The sequence below is a fragment of the Caballeronia sp. BCC1704 genome, assembly GCF_902833455.1.
GTDB lineage: Bacteria > Pseudomonadota > Gammaproteobacteria > Burkholderiales > Burkholderiaceae > Caballeronia.
In genome coordinates, this window is the sequence record NZ_CADFFT010000002.1 from 242,309 (window position 1) to 256,702 (window position 14,394).

Genomic DNA, 14,394 nt, shown 5'->3' on the forward strand with positions numbered 1-14,394 from the left:
CGATGACCCTTGCCGTGCGCTTCGACGCAGTCGAGAAGAACTTCGGCCCGGTGCGCGTGCTCCACGGCGTGAGCTTCGATCTCGCGCCGGGGCGCATCTACGGCTTGCTCGGCGAAAACGGCGCGGGCAAGTCCACGCTGATGAAAATCCTCGCGGGCTACGAGCGCGCGAGCGCCGGCGACGTGCTGATCGACGGCACGCCCGCTGCCTTCGCGAGTTCGCGCGACGCCGAGCGCGCGGGCATCGTGCTAATCCACCAGGAACTGAATCTCGCGGATCATCTGAGCATCACGCAGAACATGTTTCTCGGCCACGAGCTGCGCAAAGGCTTCTTCCTCGACGAACCCGCGATGCGCGAGGACGCCCGCGCCGCGCTAGGCGAAGTCGGCCTGCACAAGAACCCGGACACGAAAGTGCGCGAGCTGATCGTCGCGGAGAAGCAGCTTGTCGAGATCGCGAAGGCCATGCTGCGCGACACGCGCCTGCTCATCATGGACGAGCCGACCGCCACGCTGACGCCGTCGGAAACGCAGCGCCTCTTCGCGCTGATGGCGCGCCTGAAGGAGGCGGGCACGACGATCGTCTATATCTCGCACAAGCTCGACGAAGTGGAACGCGTGACCGACGAAGTGATCGTGATGCGCGACGGCCGCTTCGTCGCGCGTGCGCCGACCGCCGACCTCACGCGCCGCGAAATGGCGAACCTGATGGTAGGCCGCGAAGTCTCCGACATGTTTCCTGAAAAGCCCGCGCTCGCCGCGAACGCGCCGCTCGCGTTTCAGGTGGAAGGCGCGTCCGTGCCCGGATGGGCTGAAGGCGTGAGCTTTTCCGTGCGCCAGGGCGAAGTGTTCGGCTTCGCGGGGCTCGTCGGCGCGGGACGCACGGAACTGTTCGAGGCGCTCGTCGGCTTGCGGCCGCTCGCGGCGGGGCGCATCGCCATCGAAGGCGAGACCGTGAGGCTCAAGAACCCGCGCGACGCGATGCGCCACGGCATCACTTATTTGAGCGAAGACCGCAAGGGACGCGGCCTGCATGTGGACATGGCGCTCAAGGACAACCTCACGATGATGACGCTGGAACGCTACGCGCGCCCGCTCATCGACTCGCGCGCCGAGCGCGACGCGCTGACGCTGGCGGTCAAGGACTTCGGCATTCGCACCGGCAACACGCGCAGCCGCGCCCGCATGCTCTCGGGCGGCAATCAGCAGAAGCTGGCGCTCGCGAAGTTCCTGCATCCCGATCCGCGCGTGGTCGTGCTCGACGAACCCACGCGCGGCGTCGATGTCGGCGCGAAACGCGACATCTATTTCCTGATCCACCGCCTCGCCGCCGAAGGCCGCGCGGTGATCGTCATTTCTTCCGAGCTGATCGAACTGATCGGGCTGTGCCATCGCGTCGCGGTGATGCGCGCAGGCGAACTCGTCGCGACGCTCGGCATGGACCTTCTGACCGAAGAGAGGTTGATCGCGCATGCGACCGGCACACACTGAAGACACCGCGCAAGAAAGCCGCCTCACCGCCGTCGCGCGGTTTCTGCTCGGCGTCGGGCCGCTGATCGGGCTCATCGCGCTGTGCATCGGCGGCACGCTGCTGAACGGCGACTTCGCCACCTTCGACAACGCGATGAACGTGCTCACGCGCACGTCGTTCATCGGCATCATCGCGGTGGGCATGACCTTCGTCATCATTTCGGGCGGCATCGACCTGTCCGTCGGATCGATGGCCGCGCTCATCGCGGGCAGCATGATCTTCATGATGAACGGCCTGCTTCAGGGCGTGCACGGGCATGCGCTGCCGCCGCTTCTGATCGTCGCGCTCGGCATCGTGCTCGCGCTCGTGCTAGGCGCGCTGTTCGGCTTCGCGCACGGACTGCTCGTGACCAAAGGGCGCATCGAGCCGTTCATCGTGACGCTCGGCACGCTCGGCGTCTTTCGCGCGCTGCTGACGTGGCTCGCGGACGGCGGCGCGCTCACGCTCGACAATTCGCTCGTCGATCTCTACGGCCCCGTGTATTACGCGAGCCTTTTCGGCGTGCCGGTGCCGATCTGGATCTTCGCGATCGTCGCGGCGGGCGGCGCGCTCGTGTTGAACCGCACGGTGTTCGGGCGGCACGTGCAGGCCATCGGCTCGAACGAACAGGTCGCGCGCTATGCGGCCATTCGCGTCGATAACGTAAAGATCGCGACCTACGTGCTGCTCGGACTGTGCGTGGCCGTGGCGACCGTGCTCTACGTGCCGCGCTTGGGGTCAGCTACGCCGACGACCGGCCTCTTGTGGGAACTCGAAGCGATCGCCGCCGTGGTGGTCGGCGGCACGGCGCTCAAGGGCGGCGAAGGGCGCGTGATCGGCACGGTCATCGGCGCGATCCTGCTTTCGGTCATCAACAACATCCTGAATCTCACGAGCATCATCAGCGTGTATCTGAACGCGGCGGTGCAGGGCGCCGTGATCATCTTCGTAGCCTTCTTGCAGCGTGGCCGTCGGTAACTTTCTACTTCGAATAACAGGAGACATCGTCATGAAAAAACTGCTTCGCGCGCTCGGCGCGCTGACGCTGGCGGCGAGCGCGTTCGCCGCCGCATCGTCCGCCTTCGCCGCCGACAAGGTGGTGCTCGGCGTCGCCATCCCGACCGCCACGCACGGCTTCACGGGCGGCATCGTCTGGTGGGCGAACGAGGCCAAGAAGGAACTGGAGAAGGCGCATCCTGATCTCAAGATCATCGTGAAGACGGCGTCCGGCGCGCCCGAGCAGGCCAATCAGTTGCAGGATCTGGTGACGGTCAACAAGATCAACGCGCTCGTGATCTTCCCGTTCGAATCCGCGTCGCTCACGCAACCGGTCGCGCAGGTGAAGAAGAAGGGCGTGTACGTGACCGTGGTCGATCGCGGCCTCACCGACACCAGCGCGCAAGACGCGTATGTTGCTGGCGACAACACCGCGTTCGGCAAGCTGCCCGCCGAATATCTGGCGAAGACGCTGAACGGCAAGGGCGATATCGTCGCGCTGCGCGGCATTCCGACGACGCTCGACAACGAGCGCTGGACCGCTTTCGAAGGCGTGATGAAACAGCATCCGGACATCAAGATTCTGGATGCCAAGTACGCGAACTGGAACCGCGACGACGCGTTCAAGGTGATGCAGGACTATCTGACGCGCTTCAAGCATATCGACGCCGTCTGGGCCGCCGACGACGACATGATGATCGGCGTGCTGAAGGCGATCGATCAGGCGCACCGCACGGATATCAAGGAAGTGTTCGGCGGCGCGGGATCGAAGGAAGCGGTCAAGCGCATCATGGACGGCGACCAGCGCGTGAAGGCGGACGTCTCGTACTCGCCGAAGTTCATCTATGACGCGATCAAGCTCACGGCCGAAGCGCGCCTGAAGGGCGACAAGCTGCCGCCGACGACCATCATTCCTTCGGTGCTCATCACGAAGGACAACGCAAAGCAGTTCTATTTCCCGAACTCGCCGTTCTGAGTGCACAGCCGGTCACGCTGAACGGCGCTGACCGGCGTTTCTAACGAGGCGAAAGATGAAGACCATCAAAGGCCCGGCGATTTTTCTCGCGCAATTCATGGGCGGGGAAGCGCCGTTCGACACGCTCGCCAGTCTTGCGTCGTGGGCGGCGGGACTCGGCTACAAGGGCATTCAGGTGCCCGCCGATCCGCGCCTGATCGACCTGGAGAAAGCCGCATCGACCGATGCCTATTGCGACGAGATCCGCCGCACGGTCGAGGATGCGGGCGTTGTCATCACCGAATTGTCGACGCATTTGCAGGGGCAGTTGGTCGCGGTGCATCCCGCTTACGACACGCTCTTCGACGGCTTCGCCGCGCCGCATGTGCGCGGCAATCCGCAGGCGCGCACCGAATGGGCGATATCGCAGTTGAAGCACGCGGCGGCGGCATCGAAGCGGCTGGGTTTGAGTGCGCACGTGACGTTCTCCGGCGCGCTCGCATGGCCGTACGTGTATCCGTGGCCGCAGCGCCCGGCGGGTCTCGTCGAAGCCGCGTTCGATGAATTGGCCACGCGCTGGCGTCCGATTCTCGATGAGTTCGACCGCGCGGGCATCGACGTGTGCTACGAGTTGCATCCCGGCGAAGACCTGCACGACGGCGTGACGTTCGAGCGTTTTCTCGCGGCCGTGAACGATCATCCTCGCGCGAACATCCTCTACGATCCTAGTCACTTCGTCCTGCAGCAACTGGACTATCTCGCGTTCATCGACATCTATCACGCGCGCATCAAGGCGTTTCATGTGAAGGACGCGGAGTTCCGGCCGAATGGGCGGCAAGGCGTGTACGGCGGCTACTCGGGATGGGTGGAGCGCGCGGGGCGTTTCCGGTCGCTCGGCGACGGCCAGATCGACTTCAAGGCGATCTTCTCGAAGATGGCCCAATACGACTTTCCCGGCTGGGCCGTGCTGGAATGGGAATGCGCGTTGAAGCATCCGGAAGACGGCGCGCGGGAAGGCGCGACGTTCATTCGCGATCACATTATCCGCGTGGCCGAGCATGCGTTCGACGACTTCGCGGGCAGCGGCGCGAGCCGTGAGCAAATGCGCGATGTGCTCGGCATTGGGAGCAAAGCAGGAGAAAAGCGATGAGGCGCGTGCGGCTCGGCATGGTCGGCGGCGGCGAGGGCGCGTTTATCGGCGCGGTGCATCGCATGGCGGCGCGGCTCGATGATCGCTATGAGTTGCTGGCGGGCGCGTTGTCGTCCGATCCGCAGCGCGCGGCGGCGAGCGCTGCGGCCATCGGCTTGCCGCGCAGCTACGACGATTATCGTGAGATGGCGCGCGTCGAAGCGAGCCGCGCCGATGGCATCGAAGCGGTCGCGATCGTCACGCCGAATCACTTGCATGCGCCGATTGCGACGGCGTTTCTGGAAGCCGGCATCCACGTGATCTGCGACAAGCCGCTCGCGGTATCGCTCGCTGAAGGCGAGGCGTTGGCGAAGCTCGCGCAGGAGAAGAATCGCGTGTTCGCGGTGACGTACACGTACACCGGCTATCCGCTCGTGCGCCATGCGCGCGCGCTGGTGCGGGATGGCGCGCTCGGCGATATCCGCGTCGTGCAGGTGGAGTATGCGCAGGACTGGCTGTCGATGCCCGTCGAGACGCAGGCGAACCGGCAGGCCGCGTGGCGCACCGATCCGGCGCTCGCGGGCCCGGCCGGTTGTCTCGGCGATATCGGCACGCATGCGTATCAGTTGGCGGAGTATGTGACGGGCATGCGGCCTTCGGCGTTGTCGGCGGAAGTGACGACGTTCGTGCCGGGACGACGCGTCGACGATCACGTGCAGGCGATGCTGCGTTATGCGAACGGCGCGCGCGGCATGCTGTGGGCGAGTCAGGTCGCGGCGGGCGAGGAGAACGCGCTGCGGCTGCGCGTGTATGGCACGAAGGCCGGTTTGATGTTCGATCAGCAAGCGCCTAACGAACTGTGGTTCACGCCGGTCGGGGGCGTGTCGCAGCGGATTACGCGCGGGCGTGTGGAAAGCGCGGAAGCGCAGCATGCGACGCGCGTGCCCGCCGGGCATCCGGAGGGGTATATCGAAGCGTTCGCGCAGGTTTATGCGGATGCCGCGGGGTGTATTGCGCGAGGGACCACGCAGGGCGACGAGTGGCTTACCACTGTGGAGGATGGGGTCGCGGGGTTGAGGTTTGTGGAGGCGGTGTTGAGGAGTAGTGCGGGGGAGGGGGAGTGGGTGAGGGTGGAGTAGAGGGGGCGTGTCCGATATCGACATCCTTAAGCGGCCCCCGCGGCAGCGAAGTGAGCGGGGTTTTCCTTTTCTCTTGCATACGTTTCAAAGCTGCCTCGGACACAAGGAGGCGGACAGGCTTGCATCCGGTTCGCTGAGGCGAGGCGCATGCTGCGGCCCGCCGCATCGACGATCTCGGCGACGTATCCGAGCGGGTCGTAGGCAATCGTCGTCGCGTGTCCGGTTGGGTCGACTACGCGTACGAGCTAGTCGACGCGCCAGTAGCCATCATCGTGCAGTCCATGCGAGGGACAAAACGACAGGCCGTTGTGATCCGTATGGCGCACCATCAAACGCTCGCCGCCATATCCAAATCAGTACGGCGCATGGAGCGCATCGTAGAGCGCGACCCAGCTACAAGTTAAGAGCCGCCTTCAAGGCTCTTGGTGTTGGCGCGCAGCGGGAGGGGATTAGCGTGCCCGCATCGAGCGCGAAGTCCCGCGTCGACCGTCGCGTCGTCCCGGCTCATCTGCGCGAAGCACTCGCTCACATGCGCCTGCCTTCGACCGACAGAAAGCCATCTCGATCGACTTCGGCCAACTCGGCGGCTTGCGCGTAGCGTTCAGCGGCGTGCGGGTAGTCGGCTTGCATCCAGTAGACAGAGACTTCGCCGAACAGGCCGTTGATGACGAGCTTGTTGCCTGCTTCGTGGTTCGCCTGAACGGCCTCCCGCCCGGCGTGCGTCGCCTCTTCGTAAGCGGATAAGGCGAGCTGCGGCGAATTCCACTCCCTCAGTTGATTCTTTGCGCGAACTCCCCCCAGCACGCCGAGCGCCGGTGAGGCAGTGAAGATAGGGATAGGGACTTTTCGCGTTCCCTTGGATTATCGTCCTAGCATGCGCTTCAGCCTTTCAAAGAACTCCCTACAAGCTTCCGCTTCGTCGGGATACGACCGCTCTTCGGTGCGCTGACCGCGCTCGCTATAAAAGATCCTCCAAGTGTTTCCATCATGAATCAAACAGAGCGATTGGTCTGATACTTCATCAAGTGAATAACTGTCCTTAGGAAAGTCAGTTGATTTCAATACTTTAACTAGTTCTTGTTTATCCACAATTACTCTTTACCTCCGCAAGTGACCAGAATCGATGAGCTCCTGTACTGACCGTGGCAGAAGATATTGAATTCCTCCGCCCAGCTCGCCAAACCATGCAGCAATCTTGCTCGCTTTTACTTCCTCTATAGGCTTGACTACCTTGTAGGCGTAATAGGGTTTGGTGACATCGGTTCCTGGCGGCAAGGCTCGCATCGGGTATGGCGTCCCTATCGGTGATGTGTAACTACCTCCCGGATAGCCATAACAATCGATAAGCGTTCCCGGCTTTAAGGTGATAGTGCTAACGGGCCCTGATGCGCCATCATTGGGCGGCCAATGCGGAACAATCTCATTAGTTAAGCCCGTAGGATCGATCCACCCGAACGTATTTGGCGCAAACTGATAAGGATTAACGCCGCCCTGCAGGCCGATCGGATCTTGCGAAATGAACCGTCCGGTGTTGGGATCAAAGTACCGATGCCTGTTGTAATGTAATCCAGATTCCTGATCGTAATACTGCCCCTGCAACCGAATCGGCTGATCGATCGTCTCGGTCGCGGCGTAATCGACGCCACCGGTGACACCATAATGCGCCTCCCATGCGATCTCGCCGTCACCTGAACGCAATTTCACCGGCGCGCCGTTCACATCGTTCTGGTAATAGAACGTACGAACGGCTATCGCGCCAGCCCCTTCATCTCTCGAGCTGAGCTGCATCACGAGCGGCTCAAAGCTATTCAGATGATACGCATAGAAGCGTCCCTGCTGTTGTACCGGCGTGTCGCGCACTTCGCCGGCCATCGCATCGCCGTCCCACAGGAAGCAGGTCTGCGCTTCGTCGGGCGTCGTGCTGTAAGGCCCACCCAACGCGACCTTACCGATCCGCCTGCCCAACGGATCATAGCGATAAGACCACTTCTCGTTGTGCGTATTCTCGAACTCCGCGAGCCGCCCGAACGCATCCCACTTGAAGCACTGCACGCCCGACCGGCGGTCATGCCGCTCGACGAGTTGCCCCGCTGCATCGAGCCACCAGCGCGCGCCGTCGTGGTGCTGAATGTGCCGTCGGTTCCCATCCGCATATTGGCTGCTGAAGCGGTCGCCTTGCTTGTCATACACGAAGTAGCGCAGCGTCTGCGCGGGATCTGTATGCGCCACAATCTGCCCCAGCGGATCGTAGCGGTAGCTGTCCACGCCCAGCCGTGAATCGTCGCGCTGCGTCAAGTTACCCAGTGCGTCGTAGCGATAGGCGACCTGATCGACAGCGCGCGCGGCCCGCATCGTCGTATGGCGCGCAAGCCGTCCGGCGCGGTCGTACTCGAGAACGTGATCGAGTTCCGCCGAGAAGCTCACGCGGCTCAGACGTCCCGCAATGTCGCGCGTGAAGCGAATCGGTTCTTGATTGTCGATCTGGAGCGTCTGAGGATGGCCCAACGCGTCATAGCCATAGGTCAGCGTCTGTTCGAACGATGATCCCGCCTGCGACCGCATTGTGCGCTGCTGCGTGACCAATCGTCCGGCCTCGTCATAGGCATAGTCGATCGCGCCGGCGAACGACGCCTGCTGCTGCGTTTCACGCGTGAGTCGGCCATCGGCATCGTAGGCGCGCATGACCGTCCCGTGCGCATTGCTCGCCTCGGTCAACTGCCCCTTACGGTTATAGGCGTAGCGTTCCGCTTCGGCCGACTGTGCGCGTCGCTTGACGACCCGTCCCAGCGCATCGCATTGAATGGCGAGTGCTTGCCCCAGCGGATCGATGGTCCGCGTCAGATGACCGGCGGGGTCATAGCTGTACTGTCGCGCTTGTCCCCAATAGTCCACTTCTTCGATGAGCCGGCCATTGCCGTCGCGCTTGAGTTGCCACTGCTGCCCAAGCGGATTGCTCACGCCGATCAGCTGTTCCTCAGTGTCGTAGTGGTAGCGCGTGACGCTGCCGTCCGGGGCCGTGCGCGTGCGCAGCTTTCCTTGTCCGAAGTAACTGAACGTCGCGTGTTGGCCCGCTTCGTCGATGTAGCGGATGAGATTGTCTTGCGCGTCATACTCACAGCGCACAAGGCGCGAGCCGGGCAGCTCGCACGCGCTCAAGCGGTTCTTCGCGTCCCAACGGTATGTCGTGACGTCTTCGCCTGGCGCTTCGCGGCGCAGGAGATTGCCGCGTGTATCGTGCGAAAGACGCATGCTGCGGCCCGCCGCGTCGACGATCTCGGCGACATATCCGAGCGGGTCGTAGGCAATCGTCGTCGCCTGTCCGACCGGATCGACTACGCGTACGAGTTGCCCCGCGGCGTCATAGTGGTAAGCCGTTTTGATGCCCGCAGGCGTCGTTTGATCGACGAGGCGGCCGCGTGCATTCCAGGTCTGCTTCCAGACGCCGCCCTCGGGATCGGTGATCGCCACGGGCTTGAGCGTCTCGTCATACTCGGTGCAGATCTGGCTTCGATCCGGCAGCGTGTGCGTGAGCACGTTGCCGAACGCATCGTATGCCCACGTCGTGCGATTGCCCGCCGGGTCGACCATCGACGTCGTGCGCCCAAGGCCGTCGTACTGATAGCTGGACACACCGCCCATCGGATCGGTCAGCATGATGGGCAAGCCGCGCGCGTCGGCTTGCAAAAGCGTCACGCCGCCGAGCGAATCGGTGATGTGCGTCTCCAGATGCGTCAGGTCGTACTCGAAGCGGTAGTCATACAGTCCGCCATCGCCCCACGCATGATCGACGCGCCACAGACCATCGTCGTGATGCTGGTGCGAGTAGTAGAACGACAGTCCGTTGCGATCCGTATGACGCACCATCAGATGGTCGCCGCCGTATTCGAAGCGATACGGCACGTCGAGCGCATCATGCACGGCGACGAGATCGCCCGCGCGGTCCTGCACGTAGCGCACGAGTGCGTGGCGCTCGCCGTTTGCATCGAGGAGCGTGATCTCGCCGAGTTGGCCGCGCAGCCTTCCTTGCGCGCATTGCACGCTTCGGCCGGTAGGCACGTCGCCCACATATTCGATCAAACGCAAGAGCGGTTGCTGTGGCGCATCGCGTCCGGTCCGCCAGCGAAGGCGCCAAGCGTTGCCGTCCAGGTCGTTAAGTTGCTCCAGCCATAGCGAGAGCGGTCGGTTTGGCGCCGCCTTCAGCGCATCCTCGTGCCATCCATCGTGCGTTGCAAAGCGATATTCGAGCCCTTCGCGTGTGCGAACGATGAAGCGCTCGCCATCGCGGTAAAGGGCATGGCCTCCGACGCCTTCGATGATTCGCGCGGACCATCCATCGTCGTGCGGTATCTGATCGAAGGCCACGAGTTTGTCGGGCAGGCTGAGGATGATGCCGATATCGCCATCATGTTCGAACAGGTCGAGACGGATGTCCGCAGGCGTGCGCCAGCCCTCGCCCGCGGCGCCCGGCGAAAGGTTGTGGCTCGCGTAATAGCGATTCCAGACGAGAGGCAAGCGTCCCGTGACCGTGAAGTCGTGTTGCTCGACGATCACTTCGCCGGTTACGCCATCGACGGGTTCGCCGAAGGCGCGCCGGACGAGCCCTTTGATGAATCGGCCCCACAAACCATCGCCCAGCCGATCTTGAATCGCCTGAGATATGCGGCAGAACTTCGGATTCTGCTTCATCGCGTGGGCGTGTGCCGCTTGCATCGCCATGCCGGCGAGCGCCGCGATGCTCGGCACGGGCGGGCCGCCGACCAGAACCGGACGCGATGCGGGGATCGGCAGCATGAGGGAGGTGGGCAGCGAGGGAGATTCGCGTTTGCTGTGCTCTGCGTTGTGCGATAGCGGAAGCATTCCCGCGAACCAGCAACTCAGTGCGGGTAGTAATGCGTATGACATCGGGTCACCGTTAGCGCGCACGGTGAGGCTGCCAAGGAACGACTCGCTATTGCTGGAAGGCTTGGGCGCATCGTCAGCGGTGAACGTGCCGCCTATCGGAAAATGCAGACCCGGAACGTGCATCGTCTGCGTACCGGCAGTGGTTCGCATCAGGCCGTTGACATAGATCGGCCCGCCACCGCCGCCTGCGGCCATCATGACGCCCATCGACGCCAGACCGACCGCCGCCGCGCCAACACTGCGCATGCCCATCTTCGCGATGGAAGCCGCGCCCATCGCCATCATGCCGATGGAGACCATGCTGCCGACGCCTTCGGGCAAGCAACTCAGGTACTCCATTGGATCGAGCACCAATCCAACATGCGGGTGAGGCAGCGGAAGAATGGGGCCTGCGACTGTTTGAATCAGGTGGACGTCGATGCCGATAACCGGCGTCAGGTGATTGACTGCGAGCAGCGCCATTACGCCTGACCTCCTGCACCAAGCGGTAATGCTTCGGCGAACTGCTGTGTCACTTCACCTGCTGGTAGCGGGCGGATCGTTTCTGGCCAGTTCTCGCCATAGAGGGCGACAAGGCGCGACGTCAGATCGCGTCGCTGTTTGTGAAACGAGCCGACGCGCTTAAGCAGGCTTTGCGCGACCATCTGCAGGTTGCTGTTGGCGCGCAACGGGACGGGGATTAGCGTGCCCGCATCGAGCGCGCGGAGCCCCGCGTCGACCGTCGCGTCGTGCCGGCTCATCTGCGCGAAACACTCGCTGCACATGCGCCAGCCTTCGACGCAGAGAAACCCGTCGCGATCGGCTTCGGCCCGCTCAGCGGCTTGCGCGTAGCGCTCGGCTGCGCGCGCGTAGTCGGCTTGCATCCAGTAGACAGAGGCTTCGCCAAAAAGGCCGTTGATGACGAGCTTGTTGCCTGCTTCATGGTTCGCCTGAACGGCCTCGCGCCCGGCCTGCGTCGCGTGTTCATATGCGGATAAGGCAAGCCGCGGCGAATTCCACTTGAGATACGCCGCCCCCGCAAGCAAATGCACGACGACGCTCTGGTCGGGCCAGCCTTGCGTCTTCGTGATCGTCAGAGCCTGCGAACGCAGTTCTTCCAGCCGTGCAGGCGTGCCGCTGGTGATCGTGTCGTTCAGCGCGACGAACAGCCGTCGGAAGTCCGCGGCCGGGCCGCGTTCGCCAGAGTCGGCGATCAACTCGCGCGGCAACGCTTCCATGTGGTAGCGGCCGTGCAGCACTTTCACTTGTTGCGGACGTTCTTTCGTGAGCCGAGGAAGCGGCTCGCTCTCGGTCCCCGTCAGCAAGAGGCGCAGACGCAGGGCTTTCCATGCGTCTTGTTCGAGGTTTGCGAGCAGGGCGTCGAGCCAACGCTCGAAATCGGCAGGCTTGCGGATGGGCTCGGGTTCGAGGACGAGCACCAGTTGCGGAAAGACGTCCGGGTGATGGCGCATCAGGCTGCCGGTCAGGCGCAGCAGATAAGCCGTGGCCGCTTCGTTGCGACGTCGCAAAGGCGGCGTCCAATCCGCCGTCACGCCGTTTCCCGTCGAGGCTTCCTTGCCGCTTTCGTACCAGGCGATGATCTCGTCGGCCAAGGCGGCGGCATAGAAGTCCGCATCGTCGAAGGTCGAATGCAGGCGCAGTACTGCGCTCGATAGCTGGCTCTGCCGCTGGATGTAGGCGGCGATCATGCGCTGATCGCTTTCGCTGGTGTGCCAGTAGAGCAGTCGCGCTTTCGGATCGCTTGCGAAACCGATCCAGTCTTCGTGAACGGCCATGAAGCGGCGTTCGACCGGATTGGTGGGGTGCCAATCATTCATTTGGTTGTTCTAAGAGTCTGCCTGAGGAGCCACTCGCCGGCGTTGGTTTTATTGAGTTACGAAGCTGTTCTGTTGCTCTTGGCGCAGCGAGTTTGATCGCGCGCCGTAAGAACGGTCGAGCTGCGAGCGGCTCGATACGACGGCAACACGCTATGCGGGATCTTTTTCGAGAGGAATCAGGGAAAGCGTTTAAGCCAAATACACTGATAAGCGGCAGCGAAACGCGGGACGTGCTTGGGGACGCTGTGCGCGGGGGCGAACGTGCTTCGGGAGGAGAGAGCGCTTGGGGGCGCGTATATTCGAGAATGGCTTTTATTGACGATTCGCAAGCTCGTCGAGGGCGCTTCAACGGCGGACGCCGAGTCAGATTTTCAGAAGTTTCTTAAGCTGCCTACGCGGCAGCGAACCCTGCATGGCCGCAGGCCGCACGTAAGCGGATTTTCTAAGCTGCCTACGCGGCAGCGAACGCGATGCAAATCGACGGCTCGGCGGACTTCACGTTTCTAAGCTGCCTACGCGGCAGCGAACAAAGCCGCCCGCAAGGGGCGGCAATCCGCAGATTTCTAAGCTGCCTACGCGGCAGCGAACGTCGCAATCGCTGAGCGCGTTGCGATCGAGTGTTTCTAAGCTGCCTACGCGGCAGCAAACTACCACCGTGTCCGCGATCAACGATGACGCCATTTTCTAAGCTGCCCACGCGGCAGCGAACTCGACTTGACCGTTATCGCTAATCGGCGCGACTTTCTAAGCTGCCTACGCGGCAGCGAACGTATCTGACTTTGCTGTTGCACCTGCTGCACATTTCTAAGCTGCCTACGCGGCAGCGAACGGCCGAAGCCGGCGAGGCGCTTGAGCGAGAGCTTTCTAAGCTGCCTACGCGGCAGCGAACGCGCAGATGCGCGAGGTCGTGCGTGAGGCGCTTTTCTAAGCTGCCTACGCGGCAGCGAACAGTACACCGCCGGTAAGGCCGGGGCTTTACGATTTCTAAGCTGCCTACGCGGCAGCGATCAGCGAGCGGCACGACGCTTTCGCCAGGATGACTTTCTAAGCTGCCTACGCGGCAGCGAACCACTTCTCGCTCGACGAACTCGTGCAAAGCCATTTCTAAGCTGCCTACGCGGCAGCGAACGAATACGCCGCCGCGCGCCGCGCGGCTCTGGAGTTTCTAAGCTGCCTACGCGGCAGCGAACAGATACCTGACGCGATCGGCTTTCGGTGTGTCTTTCTAAGCTGCCTACGCGGCAGCGAACTAGGCCCAAATGACAGCAACCCGCTGATTCAAAAGGAAACTAGCGAAGATACGGCCAAAGTACCCAAATTCCCGAACAGATCGTAACCCGTTGATCCTTCAGGCCCCCGACCTCAGCCCCCAAAAAAGGGTTAAAACCAGGGCACGCTGCCGCCGCAACTGAGCCCATAAGCGTTGAACGTCCCCGCCACCGCACCAGACGCCGATACCACCTGCTCCACGAACAGGCAAAACGACTGCCCCGTGCTGGCACTGCGGAGTTGCACATACGGCAGATGCGGACGTCGTTCGACGCTGTCCGGAATCGCAACCGCAGCCTGCTCCGCCGATTCGCCCTTGCGTCGCATACGACGTCGCCGCAACCGCTCGACATTCGTCTTGAACTGCCGGCGTTGTACGACGCAATGCGCCGCATCCGGCGGCACCGATACGCAGCGCGTGACCTTCACATGATCCGTCATGCCCTGGAGCCAAGCTTCAGTCATCAGCGACCGCAGTTCGGCTTCCGTGCCATGCAATCGCAAAACGTCGCCCAATGTACGCGGACGCAAGCTATACCCAGGAAAACTGATGCCGATCTGGTCCGCATGAAGCCGCACCAACGCTCGATGCAGCTTCGCCACGAGCGCGCCCAGCAGATGCGCCGGGTTGAACTCGGGATCGGGTAACAGCGTGATGTCGATATAGTGGCTGGTCAT

Annotated in this window: 10 protein-coding genes and 1 CRISPR repeat array; of the genes, 6 read left to right on the plus strand and 4 right to left on the minus strand. The window is 62.7% G+C overall.

Features of this window, described 5'->3' with window-relative positions; all coding sequences use genetic code 11:
• Positions 1-2 precede the first annotated feature (2 nt).
• From HWX53_RS10920 to HWX53_RS10940, 5 genes are read left to right on the plus strand one after another with little or no spacing between them, the layout of a single operon-like run.
• Complete coding sequence (locus HWX53_RS10920) at positions 3-1,490, plus strand: sugar ABC transporter ATP-binding protein (RefSeq protein WP_175940871.1); 1,488 nt, start codon at positions 3-5, stop codon at positions 1,488-1,490.
• The gene (locus tag HWX53_RS10925; RefSeq protein ID WP_175940872.1) at positions 1,471-2,487 is read left to right on the plus strand and encodes an ABC transporter permease; all 1,017 of its coding nucleotides are present in this window, start codon (positions 1,471-1,473) and stop codon (positions 2,485-2,487) included. The genes HWX53_RS10920 and HWX53_RS10925 overlap by 20 nt, the downstream gene beginning before the upstream one ends.
• A gap of 31 nt (positions 2,488-2,518) precedes the next feature.
• Positions 2,519-3,481: a substrate-binding domain-containing protein gene (locus HWX53_RS10930; RefSeq protein WP_175940873.1), complete on the plus strand. Its 963-nt coding sequence runs from the start codon at positions 2,519-2,521 to the stop codon at positions 3,479-3,481.
• A 55-nt stretch (positions 3,482-3,536) separates the two neighbouring features.
• On the plus strand, positions 3,537-4,610 hold the full coding sequence (locus HWX53_RS10935) for a sugar phosphate isomerase/epimerase (RefSeq protein WP_175940874.1): 1,074 nt from the start codon (positions 3,537-3,539) through the stop codon (positions 4,608-4,610).
• Positions 4,607-5,728, plus strand: a complete 1,122-nt coding sequence (locus HWX53_RS10940; protein WP_175940875.1) for a Gfo/Idh/MocA family oxidoreductase — start codon at positions 4,607-4,609, stop codon at positions 5,726-5,728. Before HWX53_RS10935 ends, HWX53_RS10940 begins: the two co-directional genes overlap by 4 nt.
• Before the next feature lie 525 nt (positions 5,729-6,253).
• On the opposite strand, the gene HWX53_RS10950 is transcribed toward HWX53_RS10940, so the two are convergent.
• Together HWX53_RS10950 and HWX53_RS10955 are read right to left on the minus strand one after the other, a co-directional pair.
• A complete protein-coding gene (locus tag HWX53_RS10950) occupies positions 6,254-6,532 on the minus strand; it encodes a hypothetical protein (protein ID WP_175940876.1) in 279 nt (92 codons plus the stop codon).
• A 294-nt stretch (positions 6,533-6,826) separates the two neighbouring features.
• Entirely contained in the window at positions 6,827-10,828 is a 4,002-nt protein-coding gene (locus HWX53_RS10955; RefSeq protein WP_175940877.1) for a glycohydrolase toxin TNT-related protein, read from the minus strand.
• On the opposite strand from HWX53_RS10955, the gene HWX53_RS10960 reads away from it, so the two are divergent.
• Positions 10,827-11,000, plus strand: a complete 174-nt coding sequence (locus HWX53_RS10960; protein ID WP_175940878.1) for a hypothetical protein — start codon at positions 10,827-10,829, stop codon at positions 10,998-11,000. The two genes, HWX53_RS10955 and HWX53_RS10960, sit on opposite strands and share 2 nt — an antisense overlap.
• Before the next feature lie 91 nt (positions 11,001-11,091).
• On the opposite strand, the gene HWX53_RS10965 is transcribed toward HWX53_RS10960, so the two are convergent.
• A complete protein-coding gene (locus HWX53_RS10965) occupies positions 11,092-12,447 on the minus strand; it encodes a hypothetical protein (protein WP_175940879.1) in 1,356 nt (451 codons plus the stop codon).
• A 379-nt stretch (positions 12,448-12,826) separates the two neighbouring features.
• Positions 12,827-13,697: a CRISPR direct-repeat array (repeat unit 28 nt; unit sequence TTTCTAAGCTGCCTACGCGGCAGCGAAC).
• A gap of 130 nt (positions 13,698-13,827) precedes the next feature.
• Positions 13,828-14,394 (minus strand): type I-F CRISPR-associated endoribonuclease Cas6/Csy4, encoded by a 567-nt coding sequence (cas6f, locus tag HWX53_RS10970; RefSeq protein ID WP_175942334.1) that lies wholly within the window; start codon positions 14,392-14,394, stop codon positions 13,828-13,830.